Consider the following 20128-nt stretch of genomic DNA (forward strand, 5'->3'; position numbering starts at 1 on the left):
ACCGATGCGTTCGGTCGTGACCACCTGAGAGGATGGTCACGTGAGTAATCAAGCGTGGATCATCGTCGCGGCGATCGCTGCCGTCCTGCTCGTCGTCCTCGTCGTCGGGTTCGTTCTGTCCCGTCGCCGGAGAGTGTCCCTCAAGTCGGACGAGGCCGCCCGAATCGAGGACGCGGCCACCAAGGACAGATCCGGTGGCTACACCGCGGGCAGCGGTTTCTCGTTCAGTCAGGGCACTGCGACCGCCGAGCCCGTCCCGCCTGCCCCGAAGCCCGTCCCGCCTGCCCCGAAGCCTGTCGAGACCTTCCCGGTCGAGCCGACGCCGGTGCCACCCACCCACACTCGGGACGAGCCGGAGGTCCTCGACCCCGAGGTTCCGGTCGTCGAGCCTCAGGTGCCGGTTGTCGAGCCCGCCGAGCCGGCCGAGCCCACCGCGCCTGCGGTGCCGGAACCCGCCCCGGACGCCGAGGCACCTGCTCCTCGACTGGACACCATCGATCCGACCGAAGGTCGGTTGGACCGTCTTCGTGGACGTCTGGCTCGTTCCCAGTCCGCGGTGGGCAAGTCCCTGCTCGGATTGCTCGGCGGCGGAGACCTGGACGAGGACTCGTGGGAAGAGGTCGAGGACACGTTGCTGATCGCCGACATCGGCTCGGCCACGACGACGGAGATCATGCGTACGCTGCGCGAGCAGATGGCAGCTCGCAGTATTCGTACCGAAGCCGATGCGCGAGCGCTGCTGCGGGAAATTCTGGTGGCGCAACTGCATCCGGAGTTCGATCGTTCGATTCGCGCGCTTCCGCACGACGGCGCGCCTGCGGTGTTGTTGGTCGTCGGAGTCAACGGCACCGGCAAGACCACGACCACCGGCAAGCTCGCCCGTGTCCTGGTCGCGGACGGCCGGCGAGTGCTCCTCGGTGCGGCCGACACGTTCCGCGCTGCTGCCGCGGATCAGCTGCAGACCTGGGCCGAGCGAGTCGGTGCCGAAGTGGTGCGCGGCAAGGAAGCCGCCGACCCGGCCGCCGTTGCCTTCGACGCGGTGAGCAAGGGAATCGAGAACGGAGTCGACGTGGTGCTGGTCGACACCGCAGGTCGCCTGCACACGAAGTCCGGTCTGATGGACGAGCTGAGCAAGGTCAAACGCGTCATCGAGAAGCGGGCCCACGTCGACGACGTGCTGCTCGTTCTGGATGCGACGGTCGGCCAGAACGGACTGACTCAGGCGCGCGTCTTCGCCGAGATCGTGGACATCACCGGTGTCGTGCTGACCAAGCTCGACGGAACCGCGAAGGGCGGCATCGTTTTTCAGGTACAGCGGGAACTCGGGGTACCCGTCAAGCTCGTCGGTCTCGGCGAAGGTGCCGACGATCTGGCTCCGTTCGAGCCGGGGGCGTTCGTCGACGCACTGCTCGGTTGATCGACCTCGCCGGGCTCCCGCGAACCGGGTAAAAAGCACAAACGCCAGCACGAAACCTTTTAGCAACAGAATTCGGTCATGCGTTCACATGCCCGAAACACCCGAGTGTCACGGATGAAACTTCGTGAAACCACTCTTCTTGCGTAACGGCGCGCCAACCGGTGTGCAGGAGAATGGAGGGTGTACGTGAGTCCCGAGGATATGTTGGCCAACTCCGGCAACGCCGCGTGGATGCTGATGGCAGCATCGCTGGTACTGCTGATGACGCCGGGCTTGGCGTTCTTCTACGGCGGTATGTCGCAGTCGAAGTCCGTGTTGAACATGATGATGATGTCGTTCGGAGCTATGGCCGTCGTCTCGATCATCTACTTCCTGTGGGGATGGTCGATGTCCTACGGCACCCAGGATATCGGCGGTGTCTTCGCCAACCCGTTCGAGTTCTTCGGACTCAAGGATTCGATCACCGACGCGGACGGCAACTACATCGCCGGCGCATGGGGTTACGCCAACGTCATCGACGTAGCGTTCCAGGTCACGTTCGCCATCATCACGGTCGCCCTGATCAGCGGCTCGATCGCCGGTCGAGTCAAGTACGGCACCTGGCTCGCCTTCGCCGCAATCTGGGTCACCCTCGCGTACTTCCCGCTGGCACACATGGTCTGGGGCGGTGGACTGCTGTCGGGCTCGGAGAAGGGCTTGGCCGCAAAGATTTTCGGAACGATGGTCAACGACGACGGTGACACCGTCGCCAACGTCGCACCGATCGACTTCGCCGGTGGAACCGTCGTGCACATCAACGCCGGTATCGCAGGCCTGATCCTGGCGATCATCATCGGCAAGCGAGCCGGATTCGGCAAGGTCGCCTACCGTCCGCACAACCTCCCGTTCGTCATGCTCGGCGCAGCGCTGCTGTGGTTCGGCTGGTTCGGATTCAACGCCGGTTCGGCATTCGCCGCCGACGGTATCGCCGGTGTGGCCTGGGTCAACACCACCGCAGCCACCGCAGCGGCCATCGCAGGCTGGCTCATCACCGAGCGCATCCGCGACGGACACGCAACCAGCCTCGGTGCCGCATCGGGCATCGTTGCAGGCCTGGTCGCCATCACCCCGGCCGCCGGCGCGCTCACCCCGGTCGGAGCCATGATCCTCGGCGTCATCGCCGGCGTGCTGTCGGCTCTCGCCGTCGGACTGAAGTTCAAGTTCGGCTACGACGACTCGCTCGACGTCGTCGGCGTCCACCTGGTCGCAGGCCTGTGGGGCACCATCGGAATCGGCTTCCTCGGATCCGAGACCGGCCTGTTCTACGGTGGTGACTACAAGCAGCTCGTCGTGCAGATCGTCATCGCGTTGTTCGCATTGGTCTTCACCGCAATCGTGACCGCGGTCATCGCCTTCGCTCTGAAGCCGCTGGGCTGGCGCGTGACGGACGAGGAAGAGGCGAACGGCATCGACGAGGCCGAGCACGCCGAGACTGCATATGATTTCGCCTGACAAGGTAGAGATAGAGATGAACGCTGCACCGTACGACAACGGGCACTCGAGGTCTTGTGAAGGGAAGCAAAAATGAAGCTGATCACGGCAATCGTCAAACCGTTCACCCTGGAGGACGTCAAGACGGGGCTGGAACAGGCCGGCGTGCTCGGAATGACCGTCAGTGAGGTTCAGGGCTACGGCCGCCAGAAGGGCCACACCGAGGTCTACCGAGGTGCGGAGTACTCGGTCGATTTCGTTCCGAAGGTGCGTGTCGAGGTAGTCGTCGACGACGCCGCAGTGGAGAAGGTCGTCGAGGTCATCGTCGAAGCAGCCCGCACCGGCAAGATCGGTGACGGCAAAGTGTGGGTTTCCCCGGTGGATTCGGTCATCCGAGTCCGTACCGGAGAACGTGGCGCCGATGCGCTCTGACCCCACAGGGTCTCGGTCCGGGGGCCCCGGTTCTGGCGCACGCGCGCCAGAACCGGGGCCTTCGGTCTCTACGGGCTCCGCATCGAAGGGCACGAGCGATGCAGCTGCGGATCTCGCTCGGGCCAGAAAGCAACTGCTCGACGGCGGCACCCGCAACCGCCGCCTCGATGCGCCCTCGCTCAGGCAGGCGCTCGTCGATCTTCACGAGTTCTGGCTGACCACCAAGGGCGCAGAACTGGGCGTGAAGCCGGATTCCGGTTTCGCGATAGTCGCAGTAGGAGGTCTGGCGCGTCGCGAACTGCTGCCGTACTCCGACCTGGACTTGATTCTGTTGCACGACGATCTCGACCCCCGCATCGTGGCCGACGTCGCCGACAAGCTCTGGTATCCGTTGTGGGACGCCCACATCAAGCTCGATCACAGTGTGCGTACGGTGCCGCAGGCCCTGCAGGTTGCCGCGGCGGACATGACCGCAGCACTCGGCATGCTCGAAGCACGCCACATCGCCGGTGACGTGGAATTGAGCAACCTGTTGATCGGTGGCATACGCCGGCAGTGGCGCACCGGAATTCGCGGTCGCTTCGACGAGCTGATCGGCCAGACTCAGGGGCGCTGGGCACGGAGCGGCGAGATCGCACACCGTGCCGAACCCGACCTCAAGAGCGGCCGCGGCGGGCTGCGCGACGTGCAACTGCTCGACGCCCTCTCGATTGCTCAGTTGACCGATGGCATGCCCGGGTTGGGACCCGAATCACCCGGCGGCGGTTTGGCATTCGCGCACGGGCGACTTCTCGACGTGCGAACCGAACTGCACCGGGTGGCCGGTCGTGCCCGAGATCAGCTACGTGCGCAGGACGCCGACGAGATCGGTGCTGCGCTTCGCATCGGCGATCGGTTCGATCTCGCTCGTGTGCTCAGCGATTCGGCACGCACCATCAGCTACTCGGTCGATGTGGGTTTGCGTACCGCCGGCAATTCGCTTCCACGACGCGGTCTTTCGCGTCTACGTCGCGTACCCGTTCGCCGTCCGCTGGACGAGGGAGTCGTCGAGCACGCGGGTGAGGTGGTGCTGGCACGCGACGCACGACCGAACAAGGATCCGGGTCTGATCATGCGGGTTGCGGCAGCGTCGGCTCAGACCGGCATGCCGATGTCTGCCTCCACGCTCAACCGTCTGTCCGACAGCGCCCCCGAACTCCGTGAGCCGTGGCCCAAGGAAGCACTCAACGATCTGTTGGTGCTGCTGGGATCCGGCCGCAAGGCCATCGCGGCCATCGAGGCGCTCGATCGAACCGGATTGTGGGGCAGGCTGATTCCGGAATGGGGTGCGGTTCGAGATCTGCCGCCTCGAGATGCGGTGCACACCTGGACGGTGGATCGACACCTGGTCGAAACTGCCGCGTACGCAAGTGCATTGACCACACGTGTCGCTCGTCCCGATCTGCTGGTGCTCGGCGCGCTCGTCCACGACATCGGAAAGGGACGCGGCGGCGACCACAGCGTCGTCGGTGCCGATCTCGCCGTTCAGATCGGTAACCGGCTCGGCTTGTGGCCCTCCGACGTGGCCCTGCTGACGGCAATGGTCCGCTATCACCTCTTGCTGCCGGAGACTGCCACCCGGCGCGATCTGGACGACCCGGCAACCGTGCAGACCGTCGTGGATGCGCTCGGTGCGGACACCGTTCTGCTGGAGCTTCTGCATGCACTCGCCGAGGCGGACTCTCTCGCGACCGGACCCGGCGTGTGGGGGGACTGGAAGGCGTCGCTGATCCGTGAACTCGTTCGTCGTTGTCGGCTGGTGATGGCGGGAGAGACTCTGCCGTCGCCGGATCCGCTCGACCCGGCGCACATCGAGTTGGCCTCGCGCGGGGGAGTGCACGTCGACATCACGCCCACCGACGGTCTGCACACCTTCGTCGTGACCGTGGTTGCACCCGACACTCCAGGACTGCTGTCCGACGCGGCCGGAGTGCTGGCACTGCATTCCTTGCGGGTGCTGTCGGCCTCGCTCGGCAGTCACGACGGTTCGGCGATCAACTCGTTCGATGTCGCACCGTTGTTCGGTGCTCCGCCGCAGGCGGGGTTGATCCGGCAGGAGATCATCCGTGCGCAGGCGGGCGAGCTCGACCTGGTCGCCGTACTCGACGCGAAGGAACGAGACGCCCGCGTCGAGACCTCGGACGAGGACGGCGAGGATTCGGCTGTGCCGGTCCTGTACGCCCAGGCTCCGCCTCGGGTGCTGTGGTTCGACGACAACGAACCGGGTCAGGTCGTGCTCGAACTGCGAGCCGAGGACCGCCTCGGCCTGCTGTGTCGATTGGCGAGCGCAATCGAGCAGCAGGGATTCGATATTCGCTGGGCGCGGGTATCGACGCTGGGTAGTTCTGTGGTCGATTCCTTCTGCATCGACTTGGCCGGCGCGGACAGTCGGGCTGTGCGCGAGGATCTCGAACGCGCGCTCCTCGCCGTCGTGCCATCGCCGGAACCGCCCAAACCCCCGGAAAAGCCCGAGGGCACTTGACCGTTGGTCGGAAGTTCGTCGGAAACCGACATGCCGTGGTGACATTTCACGAACTTCCGGCCGATGGGTTTACCCCCGAGACCGATTTGTTATGTTCGTCACCTGACGCAGCAGGCCCTTCGGGCCGAACTGCCGGCTCCGCTGCTCGAACGTCTCGTCGTTCCTGCAGGCTCCAATTCTGACATTTCGAGAGGCGCGCACTGTGGGATCACACCGACGGTCGAACATCTACGTACCGGCCGAGACGGCATCGGGTACGCCCGGTGGCAAGCATCGCGCCGCGGAGGAAGTTCAGGACACCGGCAGGCGTGCGGCCACCATCGTCGCCGCAACCGGTGCCATCGTCGTCGGCGCGACCACCATGGGCGCGGGCACCGCAGGCGCGGCACCCGTCCCGGAACCGCCCGCGGCCGGATTCCCCTTCGCCGTCCCGGAGGGTGTGCTGCCTGCCGGATTCGAGCTGCCCCAGTTCGTGCCACCGCAGTTCGTGCCACCGCAGTTCGAGTTGCCGCAATTCGCGCCACCTTTCGGTGCGCCGCCGCAGGCCGCACCGGACCTTGCTCCGGCCCCACAGACCGATCCTTCGGCAGTCCCGTCGGACGCCGCGACACAGGCACCGACTCCGGGACCGCTCGCCGCTCTCGGCCCCGAGGTGGACGCCGCGGCTCAGCAGTGGCTCGACGACGTCGGACTCGGTAGAACGGGTGCCGGGCCGGCGTCGCCGCTGGAGAGTCTGCGTTCGTTGAAGAAGGCGACGGTCCAGCCCGTCGCCGGAGTGTTGACGTCGAACTTCGGTTCGCGGTGGGGCACTCAGCACAGCGGACTGGACATCGCCGCTCCGATCGGCACGCCCATCTATGCTGCAGCCGACGGCACGGTGTCCGATGCGGGACCGGCGTCCGGTTTCGGGCTCTGGGTCAAGGTTCTGCACGACGACGGCACCGAGACCATCTACGGACACGTCAACGACTTCTCGGTGCAGCCCGGTCAGCGGGTCACAGCCGGAGAACAGATCGCAACTGTGGGCAATCGCGGTCAGTCGACCGGCCCGCACCTGCATTTCGAGGTGCACGATCCCGCCGGCGTCAAAGTCGATCCTGCACAGTGGCTCTCCACCCGCGGCGTCGCTGTGACGTGGAGTGATTCGGCAAGCAAGGCCTGACCGGTCGCACCGCACCGAACGGACTCACTGCCCGACGCCCTGAGCGAGGATAAGGTGGGCTGGCGTTAGTCTGGTGACAACGCCGGACTCGGTCTGGTGACAGTGCCGGACTCGGCTCGTTTTCGGTGATCGGCTAGCTCAGGAGTGCAATCGGTGTTCGAATCCCTTTCCGACAGGTTGACCGAGACTCTCAAGGACCTGCGTGGCAAAGGTCGACTGTCCGGTGCGGATATCGACGCCACAGCCCGCGAGATCCGACTGGCCCTGCTCGAGGCGGACGTGGCGTTGCCCGTCGTGCGGGAGTTCATCAACCGCATCAAGGTCCGCGCCAAGGGTGCCGAAGTATCGGGCGCACTCAACCCGGCTCAGCAGGTCGTCAAGATCGTCAACGAGGAACTGGTCGGCATCCTCGGCGGCGAAACACGCAGACTGGTGTTCGCCAAGAACCCGCCCACCGTCATCATGCTGGCCGGCCTGCAGGGTTCCGGTAAGACGACCTTGGCGGGCAAGCTCGCCAAGTGGCTGAAGGGGCAGGGGCACACCCCGCTTCTCGTCGCCTGTGACCTGCAACGTCCCGGTGCCGTCAGCCAGCTCCAGATCGTCGGCGAACGGGCGGGCGCGGCAGTCTTCGCCCCGCACCCGGGCACGTCCATCGGCGGTGGCGAGAACGCGCTCGGCGTGTCGGCCGCGGACCCGGTCGAGGTGGCCCGCGCCGGAGTGGCCGAGGCTCGCAGCAAGCAGTACGACGTGGTCATCGTCGACACCGCAGGCCGTCTCGGTATCGACACCGAGCTGATGAGCCAGGCCGCCGGGATTCGCGACGCGGTCGAGCCGGACGAAACCTTGTTCGTTCTCGACGCCATGGTCGGCCAGGACGCCGTCAGCACCGCCGAGGCGTTCCGCGACGGAGTCGGCTTCACCGGTGTCGTGCTGACCAAGCTCGACGGCGATGCCCGCGGCGGCGCAGCACTGAGCGTGCGCGAGGTGACCGGGCAGCCCATCATGTTCGCGTCGACCGGCGAGAAGCTCGAAGATTTCGACGTCTTCCACCCCGACCGCATGGCCAGTCGCATCCTCGGCATGGGCGACGTGCTCAGCCTCATCGAGCAGGCCGAGCAGCACTTCGACGCCGAGCAGGCCGAGGCCACCGCCAACAAGATCGGCTCCGGCCAGCTCACGCTCGACGACTTCCTCGAGCAGATGATGGCCGTCCGCAAGATGGGGCCCATCGGAAATTTGTTGGGAATGTTGCCCGGCGCGGGCCAGATGAAAGAACTGGCCAATGTCGACGAGAAGCAGCTCGACCGGGTGCAGGCGATCATTCGCGGCATGACGCCGCAGGAGCGCACCGACCCGAAGATCATCAATGCCTCCCGACGACTGCGGATCGCGAACGGCTCGGGCGTGAAGGTCTCCGACGTCAACCAATTGGTCGATCGGTTCTTCGAGGCACGCAAGATGATGTCGGCGATGGCCGGTCGGATGGGCATGCCGGGTGCGCGAAAGCAGGTGCGCAACAACAAGAAGGGCAAGAAAGGCAAGAAGGGTGCTCGCGGGCCCACACAGCCGAAGATCCGCGGCGGGTTCCCCGGAATGCCGGGTGGAATGCCTGCCGGAATGCCCGACCTGTCGTCGATGCCCAAGGGCCTCGATCAATTGCCGCCGGGACTCGAGGGAATCGATCTCTCGCAGCTGAAGCTGCCGAAGAAGTAAGCGGGCCTGCGGTGTCGGCATTGCGGGTGCGGGGACGCGGGCTGCCGGACGAGTCCCCGATCGACCTGTGGATCGACGGCGGCGTCCTGTCCACGGAGCCCATCGCCGATGCCGACTTCATCCACGACGGCGGGTGGATACTGCCCGGGCTCGTCGACGCGCACTGTCATGTCGGCATCGAGTACGGCGGAGGACACACCGACCTGGCCGGGTCGATCGCGCAGGCCGAGACCGAACGAGGCGTCGGGGCTCTGCTGCTGCGTGACGCGGGATCTCCGGTCGACACGCGGGCGTTGGACGACCACGACGATCTGCCACGCATCATCAGGGCGGGGCGGCACATCGCCTCCCCGAAGCGATACATCCCTGGCCTGGCGATCGACATCGAGGACGAATCACAACTTCCCGAGGCGGTGGCGCAACAAGCGCGATTCGGCGACGGGTGGGTCAAGCTCGTCGGTGACTGGATCGACCGCTCGGTGGGAGACCTCCGGCCCCTCTGGAACGACGCGATCCTCGTCGACGCCATTGCCGCGGCCCATGCGGAAGGGGCACGCGTCACCGCGCACGTCTTCGGGGAAGACGCGCTCCCCGGACTGATCGCGGCAGGCATCGACTGCATCGAACACGGCACCGGCCTGACCGACGAGACCATCGAGATGATGGTCGAGCACGGGACAGCGTTGGTGCCGACGTTGATCAACATCGAGACCTTTCCCGGCATCGCGGACTCGGCCACCCGCTACCCGGTCTACGCCCGGCACATGCGCGCGTTGCATGCGCGAGTCGGCGATACCGTCGGCCGTGCCCACGACGCAGGTATCCCGATCTTCGCCGGAACCGACGCCGGCGGATCCATCGCGCACGGCCGCATCGCCGACGAGGTGGACGCTCTGGGACGCGTCGGATTGTCACCGACCGACGCGCTCGGTGCTGCTTGCTGGGACGCCCGGTCGTGGCTGGGGCGCGGCGGGCTCGAGCACGGTGCGCCCGCCGATCTCGTCGTGTACTCCGACGACCCGCGCGGGGGAGCGGACGTGTTGTCCAACCCCGAGCTGGTGATTCTGCGCGGCCGCGTGACCGATCGTCGTGGACGCGCCGCGAGTGGATCGGGATACGTCGATGGTTGATCCGCGGCAAGGCCCGGACCGATTCGATGCCGACCAGTTCGGCCGCACACCAGGAGGCGCGGGGGAATTCGACGTGAACCGGCCCAGCTGGGCGGGAATGGCACCGATGAATCACGTGCAACAGCAGGGCTCGGGACTGTCCGAGACCTACTGGCGTGCCGAAGCAGCGGCCGAGGAGCGCAGACCCGGCCAACGGTGGGGACTGCCGGCGGCCGCCCTCGTGCTCGGCCTCAATCTTGCCGGGTTCCTGCTCCTCGGCCTGGTCGTGTCCTCGGAGTCCTCGCCGCTGTTCGTCGTGGGGATCATGATCCCGAGCCTGCTCGCCGCAGGACTGGCGGTGGCGGTGACGATGTCGAGGGGCAACGGCCCCGTCGTCGACTTCGGGCTACCGAGATCCGTTCACGAACTCGTCGGTCATATCCGATCGGGTCTGGCCTGGGGCGGAGTCGCCCTCGTCGGTGGAGTGCTGCTCGCACTCGTGCTGCTCTCGCGTATCGATTTTCAGGATCAGGCACCGCTGGGCGGTATGGCAGACATCGCCGTGGGGTGGAAAGTCGTTTTCGCCGTGTGGATTTGGATCGGCGCACCGATCTGCGAAGAAACGATGTTCCGCGGCATGTTGTGGGGAGCTCTCGAAAAGCGCACTCGACCCATGCCGATGGCGTGGCTGGGCAACCGCTGGGTGGTCCTGGTGATCACGGCGGTGATGTTCGCGATCTGGCACCGAGAATGGTGGCGCTTCGTCGTCCTGCTGTGGGGAGGACTCGCCATCGGCATCGCGAGAATGAGAAGTGGCTCGATCGTCGCGTCGACCACGGCTCACTCCGTCAACAACACCTTTCCGGCTTTGGTGATTCTGCTGGCCTGACCGGGCGATTGAGGGTATCGGGTGGTCGTCTGGCAGAATGAACCGCTGTTCGCCCGTCTCCGGTTACGTACCGCGCGGCGGTCACGACAACTCCAACGCAAAACCGGGTTCGCATGCCGTGCGAACCGCTGAATTGCGCAGTGACCACTCCTCGAAAGGCTTCACCAGAACATGGCCGTCAAGATCAAGCTCATGCGTATCGGCAAGATCCGCACCCCGCATTACCGCGTCGTCATTTCCGACGCCCGCACCCGCCGTAACGGCCGTGCAATCGAGACCATCGGGACGTACGAGCCCAAGCAGGACCCCAGCGTCATCGAGATCAACTCCGAGCGTGCGCAGTACTGGCTGGGCGTCGGCGCGCAGCCGACCGAGCCCGTCGAGGCACTGCTGAAGATCACCGGCGACTGGCAGAAGTTCAAGGGCCTACCCGGCACCGAGGGCACCCTCCGCGTCGCCGAGCCCAAGCCGTCCAAGCTCGACCTCTTCAACGCTGCGCTGGCGCAGGCGGATTCCGAGCCCCAGGGCGAGGCCACCACCGCCAAGAAGAAGAAGGCACCGAAGTCGGACGATTCCGCTGCCGCGGACACCACCGACGCTGCAGCAACCGAGACGGCAGACGCGCCGGCCGCCGAGGCTGCTGAGAAGTGAGTGCCGTTGTCGCCGATGCCGTCGAACATCTCGTTCGCGGCATCGTCGCCAATCCCGATGACGTTCGCGTCGAGATGATCACCGGCCGTCGTGGACGCACCGTGGAAGTTCACGTGCACCCCGACGACCTGGGCAAGGTCATCGGACGCGGTGGTCGCACCGCTACGGCGCTGCGCACTCTCGTCTCCGGAATCGGTGGTCGCGGCATCCGAGTCGACGTCGTCGACACGGACCAATAGGTCACGTAACCCATCATGGAGCTGGTCATCGGTCGTGTCGCCAAGTCGCACGGCATCAAAGGTGAAGTGGTTGTCGAGGTTCGCACCGACGACCCCGACGACAGATTCGCCGTCGGCACTGTTCTGCGTGGCCGCAAGCCACGATCGAATGCACAGCCCGTGACACACACGGTGGACGCCGTCCGGGAACACTCCGGGCGGCTTCTGCTGCGTCTGAACGGCATCGACGACAAGACCGCAGCGGACGAACTGCGCGGGATTCTCTTCGTCGTCGAATCCACCGATCTCCCGCCGTCCGACGATCCGGACGAGTTCTACGATCACGAACTCGAAGGCCTCACCGTGGTACTCACCGACGGTTCGGTCGTCGGTACCGTCCGCGAGGTCCTGCACTCGGCAGCAGGCGAACTGCTGTCCATCACGCCGAGTGCTGACGAGGAATCCGGTCGTTCCGAGATACTCGTACCCTTCGTCTCGGCCATCGTGACCTCTGTGTCGTTGGCAGACAAGACAATCGAGATCGATCCGCCCGAGGGCTTGCTGGATCCGGAGTAGTTCGTGCGCCTCGACGTCGTCACCATCTTCCCGGAATACCTCACCCCACTGCGTACTGCTCTGCTCGGTAAGGCGATCGATCGCGGGCTGGTATCGGTGGACGTTCACGACCTGCGCTCCTGGACCCACGACGTGCACAAGGCCGTCGACGATTCCCCGTACGGCGGCGGGCCGGGAATGGTCATGAAGCCGACCGTCTGGGGTGACGCACTCGACCACGTGCTGACCGACGAGTCGCTCCTCGTCGTCCCCACTCCCGCAGGGGTGCCGTTCACGCAACGTACGGCCGAAAGATGGTCCACCGAACAGCATCTCGTGTTCGCGTGCGGTCGCTACGAAGGCATCGATCAACGCGTGTTCGACGACGCTGCACGCCGCGTTCGGGTCGAGGAAGTCAGCATCGGAGACTACGTTCTCATCGGCGGCGAGGCGGCAGTACTGGTCATGGCCGAGGCCGTCGTCAGATTGATGCCGGGCGTACTCGGAAATCAGCAGTCGCACCAAGAGGATTCGTTCTCCGATGGGCTGCTGGAAGGTCCGAGTTACACCCGGCCGGCCCGATGGCGAGAACTCGACGTCCCCGAGATTCTGTTGTCCGGCGACCACGCGAAGATCGCCGCCTGGCGTCGAGAACAATCTCTGCGCAGAACAGCGGACCGACGCCCGGATCTACTGGCGGACTGACGTTTTCAGCTGATTCTGCCGTCGGGGAACAACATCGACACGAAGCCGGTGAGAGTGTCTCGCGCGTGCAGTGCGCTGGCGTCGTCGCTCACGTCGACGACGGCTGTGTCCGGGTAACTTTCCATGTCGTCGGCGTAGAAGATGTCTTCACGGGACGACAGGGCCAGTACGTAGCGATTGTCCGCGCCGATGGTTCCCGTCGACAGATGGACCCACCGATCGGACACGCAGCACATCCAGCCCTGCTTGACTGCATGCACGGTCTCGCCAGGTAAGCCGTCGACGATCCCGAAGTGTTGCTTGTAGCCGTCGGCAGCTACGGGGGCCGAGCGTCGCAGCATTCCGATGATGATGTCGGTCGACGCGGTGGTCAGACCGCCGCTGCCGTTCAGCAGCCCGGCGTAGTAGCCGACCAGGTCGCTGGGAGTCGTTTCCGTGTTGTACCACTGGTCGTCGCCGGGAGCGTCGGTGTTTCTCAGGGCATATCGCGCCGCGACTGCGCGGACGATCTCGGACGAACCGTATCGATACCAGAGCGTGTATGCGGCATTGTCGTCGGAGAACTCGAGCATGCTGGTCATCGTGGCCAGCTCGTCGGCGGAGACGGGGCGGTTCTGCGACTGCGCCTCGAACATCACCTCGTCGGCAATGAAGAGCTTGGAGACCGACGCCGTTTCGATCGGCTCGTCGGCATCGCTGCTGTAGTAGGAGCCGGTCTCTCGATCCAGCAACGCGAAATTCACATCGGCACCGCGGGCTCGCGCCGATTCCACCGCCATCGGAATACGCGCTTCCAAGGCCACGCCGTCGACCTTCTGGATATCAGGGAACGGTGATGCCGATGTCTCGGCCGAATCCCTGCCACCGGGATCGCCGGCTTGATCATCGGGCGGTACGGAGCACGCGCTCAGGACCAACAGTGCGGCGCAGGTGGCGGTCAGTAACCGAGCCCCCCTGACCATCTACAGAACTCTCCCGCACATAGAACCGCTGACCGACCTGTTCCACACTAGCGGTAGGGTCCATCGCCGTGACCACTGCTCTGAAATCTGTGAACAAGCGCATAGCCGAAGAACTCGATGTTCGCGAAGAACAGGTTCGTGCCGCTGTAGAACTCCTCGACGGCGGGTCCACGGTCCCGTTCATCGCGCGCTACCGCAAGGAGGTCACCGGCACACTCGACGACGCGCAATTGCGCCAACTCGACGAGCGACTTCGATACCTCCGAGAACTCGACGAGCGGCGAGATGCCGTCATCGAATCGATTCGTTCGCAGGGCAAACTCGACGACGCGCTCGAACAGTCGCTGATGCTGGCCGAGACCAAGGCCCGCGTCGAAGACATCTACCTGCCGTTCAAGCCCAAGCGTCGGACGAAGGCACAGATTGCGCGCGAGGCCGGCCACGAACCCGTCGCAGACGCGCTGTTCACCGATCCGTCCACCGACCCGGCGCAGTTCGATCAGGAGCAGCTCGACGGGGCACGAGCGATTCTCGTCGAGCGTTTCGCCGAGGATGCCGACCTGGTGGGTGAGCTGCGTGAACTGATGTGGACCTCCGGCAAGCTGGTCGCCACCGTGCGCAAGGGAAAAGAGGAGGAAGGCGCGAAATTCTCGGACTACTTCGAGTTCTCCGAACCGTTCACGAGCCTGCCCTCGCATCGCATCCTCGCGACGCTACGCGGTGAGAAGGAAGAGATTCTGTCCCTCGGGTTCGAACCCGAGCGGGACGAGCCGACTCCCGGTGTGCCCAGTGTCTACGAGGGGCGTATCGCAACCAAGTTCGGAATCGCAGATCGCGGTCGCCCGGCCGACAAGTGGCTGCTCGATACCGTTCGCTGGGCATGGCGCACCAAAATGCTGGTCACAGTCTCACTCGATACGCGCATGAGACTGCGCCAGTCGGCCGAGAAGGACGCCGTGGACGTGTTCGCGAGCAACCTCAAAGACCTCTTGTTGGCCGCACCCGCCGGAAACCGCACCACGATGGGACTCGACCCGGGCTTTCGTACCGGAACCAAGGTGGCGATCGTCGACGACACCGGCAAGGTCGTCGACTACGACACGATCTATCCCCACAAGCCGCAGGGCAAGTGGGACCAGGCCGTGGCCACACTCGCCGGGCTCGCGGCCAAGCACAAGGTGGAGCTCATCGCCATCGGAAACGGTACGGCGTCTCGCGAAACCGATTCTTTGGCAGCAGAATTGATAGCAAAATTCCCGGCGGCGAATTTGACCAAGGTGGTGGTGTCCGAGGCGGGTGCCTCGGTCTACTCGGCGTCGGCGTACGCCTCGAGTGAGCTGCCCGAACTCGACGTCTCCATCCGCGGCGCGGTCTCGATCGCTCGCAGGCTGCAGGATCCGTTGGCCGAGCTGGTCAAGATCGACCCCAAGTCCATCGGTGTCGGCCAGTACCAGCACGACATCTCCGAAACTCTGCTCGCCCGTTCTCTCGGGGCTGTGGTCGAGGATGCGGTGAACGCGGTGGGTGTCGACGTCAACACAGCGTCGGTGCCCTTGCTGTCGAGGGTCTCCGGTATCGCCGGTTCGCTCGCCGAGAGCATCGTGGCGTACCGCGACCAGAACGGTCCGTTCTCCAGCCGTAGCACCCTCAAGGACGTACCGCGCTTGGGTCCCAAGGCTTTCGAGCAGTGCGCCGGGTTCCTGCGCATCTCCGGGGGAGAGGATCCACTCGACCGCTCCAGCGTGCACCCGGAGGCCTATCCCGTCGTGCGCCGCATCGTCGGCAAGGCGGGCGTGGGCGTGCGCGAGGTGGTGGGCAACACCGCACTCCTGCGCCGCATCGACCCCGCGGAATTCGTCGACGAACGATTCGGGCTGCCCACTGTCACCGACATCATCTCCGAGCTGGAGAAGCCTGGACGCGATCCGCGTCCGGAGTTCAAGACCGCTACTTTCGCAGCCGGTATCGAGAAGGTCGCCGACCTGAAGCCGGGGATGACGCTCGAAGGTGTCGTGACCAACGTGGCGGCGTTCGGTGCTTTCGTCGACGTCGGCGTGCATCAGGACGGACTCGTTCACGTCTCTGCGATGTCGCACAACTTCGTCAAGGACCCGCGTGAGGTCGTCAAATCCGGCGATGTGGTGCGGGTCAAGGTGATGGAGGTCGACATCCCACGTCAGCGCATCGGCCTGAGTCTGCGGTTGGACGACGAGCCCGGTGCGAGCGGTGGCAAGGACGCACCTCGTGGGCAGCAGGGTGACCGCTCCCGCGGTACGTCCTCGAGCAAGGGCAACGGCCGTCAGAGCAATGGCGGCCAGGGCAACCGCCCGCAACGCGACCGACGCGGCGGCCAAGCAGCAACGCCTGCGGCAGGTTCCATGGCCGACGCGTTGCGCAAAGCGGGCTTCGGGAAGTAGCGCTCGGACTTTCCCGGTCGATGCCGACCCCGGCGGCGAAGAACGAGAATAGGCTGATTCGGCGATAGCCGTTGTTTCGGGCGTGCGGCGGGAAGGACGTGGAGCGCGTGAGGTGGTTGGAGCACGGTGTCGTCGAGCACGGCCGCCTTCCGTTGCTCTGCTTCCTGCTCGGCCTACTCGTGGGATTTCTGCTGATTCGCCTGAGCGTCAGAATGATTCGCGCGGATGTGAAGTGGTGGCCTGGCAACATCACCCCTGGCGGCCAGCACATTCACCATGTCGTGTTCGGAATCGTGCTGATGCTGTTGGCGGGGATCGGGCTCATCGCGGTGTACGTGGACGGGTCGCAGACCATCGGTGCCGTGCTGGCGGCGATCTTCGGCAGCGGTGCTGCCCTCGTGCTCGACGAATTTGCACTCATCTTCTATCTCCGCGACGTCTACTGGTCCGAGCAGGGCCGAACATCCGTCGATGCGGTATTCGCAGCCGTCGCCTTCACCGGGTTCCTGCTACTGGGACTTCACCCGTTGGAGCTGCTCAGCCCCGCCGATTTCCGGGCCGATCCCGATCCCTGGGTTCGCGGAACACTCGGTGTGCTGGCACTGCTCAACCTGAGTCTGTGCGTCGTCGTGCTGCTCAAGGGCAAGATCTGGACCGGGCTGATCGGGCTGTTCGTTCTGCCCATCCTCATTCTGGCCGCGGTCCGACTCAGCAGGCCGAGTGCACCCTGGGCGAGGTGGCGCTACACGAGCAGACCGAAGAAGATGGAGCGTGCGCTGCGGCGAGAGAAGAAGTGGCGCAGGCCGTTGATACGGGCCAAGATCTACCTGCAGGATGCGATCGCGGGCAAGCCCAGCATTGTTCACGCGGTCGAGGCCACCGAGGACGAGCTCGCGCGGACCGTCGTGCCTGCACCCCAGGCCGGAACCGTGGCCCAGTCCTCGGTCGGGGCGATTTCCTCGAACGCCTGACGGTCTGGCACAATAGGCGGGTTGCCTCTCGCGAGGCACACACCTCACTCGGAGTACGAACCAGTTGTGCCGCCCCGGTGGCGAGCCGCTCGGTTCCTCTGCTCAAGCGCAGAACGCAAGGATGGCACAACCGATGAACACCCTGGACTTTCTCGACAATCAGTCGCTGCGTAGCGACATCCCCGATTTCCGCCCCGGCGACACGCTGAACGTGCACGTCAAGGTTATCGAAGGCTCGAAAGAGCGTATTCAGATCTTCAAGGGCGTCGTGATTCGACGTCAGGGCGGTGGCGTCCGCGAGACGTTCACCGTTCGTAAGGTGTCGTTCGGCGTCGGCGTGGAGCGCACTTTCCCGGTGCACAGCCCCAACATCGCGCAGTTCGAGGTCCTCACTCGCGGCGACGTTCGTCGCGCGAAGCTGTACTACCTCCGCGATCTGCGTGGCAAGGCCGCCAAGATCAAAGAAAAGCGCTGACCCGGTCGTATCGACCGCTTCGAGCAGCAACCATGCCGCGTCACCGAACATCGGTGACGCGGCATGGTGCGTTGGAGCCACCGCCCTGACATTTCGGACGTACCGGTACGAGCGATGCTCGGTGAAAACGCCGCAGGCGCGGACCGACCGGCCCGTGGGCGACGGTTCCGGCTAACCTGTCCAGGTGACGCAGTCCCCACAGGATCCGACCCCACAGGGTTCGACGAACGAGCCCGACGACGAGTCTCCCCGGAACAAGCGTGCGGATCGCAAGCAGCGGTCCTTCTGGCGTGAACTTCCCATCCTCATTCTGGTAGCTCTCGTGCTGAGTTTTCTGCTTCAGACGTTCGTCGCCCGGGTCTATCTCATCCCATCCGAATCGATGGAACCGACACTGCACGGCTGCGCCGGCTGCACCGGGGACCGCATCGTCGTGGAGAAGATCGGCTATCGATTCGGCGATCCGAAGCCCGGCGATATCGTCGTGTTCCGCGGCCCCGATTCCTGGAACGACGAATTCGTCTCGCAGCGCTCCGACAATTCGGTCATCCGCGGGGCCCAGGAAGTGGGCTCTTTGATCGGAGTCGTCGCTCCGGACGAGAACGATCTGGTCAAACGCGTCATTGCCACCGGCGGTCAGACGGTCGAGTGCTGTGACGCTCAGGGACGGGTGCTCGTGGACGGAAAGCCGTTGGACGAGCCGTACATACAGATGGATTTCCCGTTCGTTCCGGACACGATGACGTGCGAGACCGAATTGAAGTCGGGCCGGTGCTTCGACCCTGTAACGGTGCCCGAGGGCAACATCTGGGTCATGGGCGACAATCGCAGCAATTCGCGAGACTCGCGGTATCACGTCACCGACGAGTTCACCGGCACCGTTCCGCTGGACAACGTGATAGGTAAGGCCGTGGCCACCGCGTTGCCGCCATCGCGAACCGGCCTCCTGGACTCGCCGGACATTCAGGGTCGATGACGGCCCGTCCTCGTCCCGCGCCTCGTGCGCGCGCATCTCTGAGCCGCTCGTCGTGGCCGCCTCGTCCCATCATCAGGAGGGCGGCGGGGCTGCGGACCATGGAATCGGCACTCGAACGCAACGGGCTCGGTCCGGTTGCGGGTGTCGACGAGGCAGGCAGGGGAGCCTGCGCGGGGCCGTTGACGGTCGCGGCGTGCATCCTGGGCTCTCGGTCGCACACTGCCCTCGCGGACCTCGACGATTCCAAGAAGCTGACCGAGCGTCGCCGGGAGGAGCTCTTTCCCCGGATCAAGAAATTGGCACTGGCATGGAGTGTGGTGTTCGTCGACGCGGCCGAGGTCGACCGCATCGGGGTGCACGTGGCGAACATCGAGGGAATGCGCCGCGCGGTGGCGGGCCTGGGCCTCACTCCCGGGTATGTCCTCACCGACGGCTTTCGGGTTCCCGGACTTCCGGTGCCGTCTCTACCCGTCATCGGAGGGGATGCCACAGCTGCCTGCATCGCTGCGGCCAGTGTGCTGGCCAAGGTGTCCAGAGACCGGTTGATGGTGCAGATGGACACCGACATTCCCGGTTACGGATTCGCCGTGCACAAGGGGTACAGCACACGTGCGCATTCGACCGCGATGACCACGCTCGGCCCGAGCCGGGAGCATCGAATGTCCTATGCCAACGTGGCTGCCGCGGCAGCCGGTCGCTCGCGTAGCGAGGTCGACGCACTGGGGCGAATGGACTGCACCGACGACGGTGCGCCATGATTGAATTTCACGCCCGACTGGAGGATGAAAGAGACCGATGAGTGCCGAAGATCTCGAAAAGTACGAAACCGAGATGGAGCTCTCGCTGTACCGCGAGTATCGGGACATCGTCGGACAGTTCAACTATGTCGTCGAAACCGAGCGTCGTTTCTATCTCGCGAACTCCGTCGAACTCATTCCGCACAATGCCGACGGTGAGATCTACTTCGAATTGCGGATGTCGGACTCGTGGGTATGGGACATGTACCGACCGGCTCGTTTCGTCAAGCACGTGCGGGTGATCACGTTCAAGGACGTCAACATCGAAGAGCTGGACAAACCTGATCTGCGTCTCCCCGAATAGTCGGTTCCGGGTCGGATCGGCAGGTGTGCCCGGTGCCTGACGGGTGCACCTGGACGGTTCCGCTCGGCGGATTCCCCGTGTGAAGTGTTCCGAAGCGCACCGATCAGCGAAAAGCTGGACAACCGACCGAATAATTCCGCGTGTGCTGTTTCGGGCTGGGGCCCGTTGCCGTGTTACGTCGAGCGCGGGAGAATCGTCGAAATGTGAGCGCCGAATTCTGTTGTCTCCCATAGTGTTTCGATTTAATGATGCAAATAGCTTCTGGTATTCACACGTTTTCGTACCGAATGTTTTCGACCCTACGCCGATGTGAACATCGTTGGGTCTTTGCCTCGGTCCGATAATCGGTGGTAGAACTTGAATTACCACATTCTCCCAGACGCG

At 64.8% G+C, this 20128-nt stretch carries 19 protein-coding genes; 18 read left to right on the forward strand and 1 reads right to left on the reverse strand.

Annotation, left to right across the window (positions count from 1 at the left end; all coding sequences use genetic code 11):
• Positions 1 to 40: 40 nt before the first annotated feature.
• From ftsY to trmD, 12 genes are all read left to right on the forward strand, one after another.
• On the forward strand, positions 41 to 1417 hold the full coding sequence (ftsY, locus tag K414_RS0115030; RefSeq protein ID WP_027496679.1) for a signal recognition particle-docking protein FtsY: 1377 nt from the start codon (positions 41 to 43) through the stop codon (positions 1415 to 1417).
• A 201-nt stretch (positions 1418 to 1618) separates the two neighbouring features.
• Positions 1619 to 2908, forward strand: a complete 1290-nt coding sequence (locus K414_RS0115035; protein WP_051365123.1) for an ammonium transporter — start codon at positions 1619 to 1621, stop codon at positions 2906 to 2908.
• Between the two features lie 72 nt (positions 2909 to 2980).
• Complete coding sequence (locus K414_RS0115040) at positions 2981 to 3319, forward strand: P-II family nitrogen regulator (RefSeq protein WP_019664269.1); 339 nt, start codon at positions 2981 to 2983, stop codon at positions 3317 to 3319.
• On the forward strand, positions 3309 to 5840 hold the full coding sequence (locus K414_RS0115045; protein ID WP_027496681.1) for a [protein-PII] uridylyltransferase: 2532 nt from the start codon (positions 3309 to 3311) through the stop codon (positions 5838 to 5840). Before K414_RS0115040 ends, K414_RS0115045 begins: the two co-directional genes overlap by 11 nt.
• Before the next feature lie 202 nt (positions 5841 to 6042).
• Complete coding sequence (locus tag K414_RS0115050) at positions 6043 to 7002, forward strand: M23 family metallopeptidase (RefSeq protein WP_027496682.1); 960 nt, start codon at positions 6043 to 6045, stop codon at positions 7000 to 7002.
• 153 nt (positions 7003 to 7155) lie between these two features.
• Complete coding sequence (ffh, locus tag K414_RS0115055; RefSeq protein WP_027496683.1) at positions 7156 to 8715, forward strand: signal recognition particle protein; 1560 nt, start codon at positions 7156 to 7158, stop codon at positions 8713 to 8715.
• 11 nt (positions 8716 to 8726) lie between these two features.
• Positions 8727 to 9845: an amidohydrolase family protein gene (locus K414_RS0115060; protein ID WP_027496684.1), complete on the forward strand. Its 1119-nt coding sequence runs from the start codon at positions 8727 to 8729 to the stop codon at positions 9843 to 9845.
• A complete protein-coding gene (locus K414_RS0115065; protein WP_080731228.1) occupies positions 9838 to 10713 on the forward strand; it encodes a CPBP family intramembrane glutamic endopeptidase in 876 nt (291 codons plus the stop codon). Before K414_RS0115060 ends, K414_RS0115065 begins: the two co-directional genes overlap by 8 nt.
• A 171-nt stretch (positions 10714 to 10884) precedes the next feature.
• Positions 10885 to 11364: a 30S ribosomal protein S16 gene (gene rpsP / locus K414_RS0115070; RefSeq protein ID WP_027496686.1), complete on the forward strand. Its 480-nt coding sequence runs from the start codon at positions 10885 to 10887 to the stop codon at positions 11362 to 11364.
• Positions 11361 to 11603 carry an RNA-binding protein gene (locus tag K414_RS0115075; protein WP_027496687.1) on the forward strand — a complete coding sequence of 81 codons (243 nt, stop codon included), beginning with the start codon at positions 11361 to 11363 and terminating at the stop codon, positions 11601 to 11603. Before rpsP ends, K414_RS0115075 begins: the two co-directional genes overlap by 4 nt.
• A 15-nt stretch (positions 11604 to 11618) precedes the next feature.
• Positions 11619 to 12158: a ribosome maturation factor RimM gene (gene rimM / locus K414_RS0115080; RefSeq protein ID WP_027496688.1), complete on the forward strand. Its 540-nt coding sequence runs from the start codon at positions 11619 to 11621 to the stop codon at positions 12156 to 12158.
• A 3-nt stretch (positions 12159 to 12161) separates the two neighbouring features.
• On the forward strand, positions 12162 to 12842 hold the full coding sequence (trmD, locus tag K414_RS0115085; RefSeq protein ID WP_027496689.1) for a tRNA (guanosine(37)-N1)-methyltransferase TrmD: 681 nt from the start codon (positions 12162 to 12164) through the stop codon (positions 12840 to 12842).
• A gap of 5 nt (positions 12843 to 12847) precedes the next feature.
• Here trmD and K414_RS0115090 read toward each other — a convergent pair whose 3' ends face one another.
• Complete coding sequence (locus tag K414_RS0115090) at positions 12848 to 13804, reverse strand: serine hydrolase (protein ID WP_051365124.1); 957 nt, start codon at positions 13802 to 13804, stop codon at positions 12848 to 12850.
• Between the two features lie 68 nt (positions 13805 to 13872).
• Here K414_RS0115090 and K414_RS0115095 point away from each other — a divergent pair, with 68 nt between their 5' ends.
• From K414_RS0115095 to K414_RS0115120, 6 genes are all read left to right on the forward strand, one after another.
• Positions 13873 to 16221 (forward strand): Tex family protein, encoded by a 2349-nt coding sequence (locus K414_RS0115095; RefSeq protein ID WP_027496691.1) that lies wholly within the window; start codon positions 13873 to 13875, stop codon positions 16219 to 16221.
• A gap of 116 nt (positions 16222 to 16337) precedes the next feature.
• Positions 16338 to 17192 carry a hypothetical protein gene (locus K414_RS27095; RefSeq protein WP_032366591.1) on the forward strand — a complete coding sequence of 285 codons (855 nt, stop codon included), beginning with the start codon at positions 16338 to 16340 and terminating at the stop codon, positions 17190 to 17192.
• A 133-nt stretch (positions 17193 to 17325) separates the two neighbouring features.
• On the forward strand, positions 17326 to 17667 hold the full coding sequence (gene rplS / locus K414_RS0115105; RefSeq protein ID WP_027496692.1) for a 50S ribosomal protein L19: 342 nt from the start codon (positions 17326 to 17328) through the stop codon (positions 17665 to 17667).
• Between the two features lie 184 nt (positions 17668 to 17851).
• Entirely contained in the window at positions 17852 to 18643 is a 792-nt protein-coding gene (lepB, locus tag K414_RS0115110; protein ID WP_027496693.1) for a signal peptidase I, read from the forward strand.
• Positions 18640 to 19401: a ribonuclease HII gene (locus K414_RS0115115; RefSeq protein ID WP_080729283.1), complete on the forward strand. Its 762-nt coding sequence runs from the start codon at positions 18640 to 18642 to the stop codon at positions 19399 to 19401. The genes lepB and K414_RS0115115 overlap by 4 nt, the downstream gene beginning before the upstream one ends.
• 37 nt (positions 19402 to 19438) lie before the next feature.
• Positions 19439 to 19744, forward strand: coding sequence for a DUF2469 domain-containing protein (locus K414_RS0115120; protein WP_008717288.1), 306 nt, complete (start codon positions 19439 to 19441; stop codon positions 19742 to 19744).
• Positions 19745 to 20128 lie beyond the last annotated feature (384 nt).

This window comes from Rhodococcus sp. JG-3 (assembly GCF_000482405.1).
GTDB classification, from domain to species: Bacteria; Actinomycetota; Actinomycetes; order Mycobacteriales; family Mycobacteriaceae; genus Rhodococcoides; species Rhodococcoides fascians.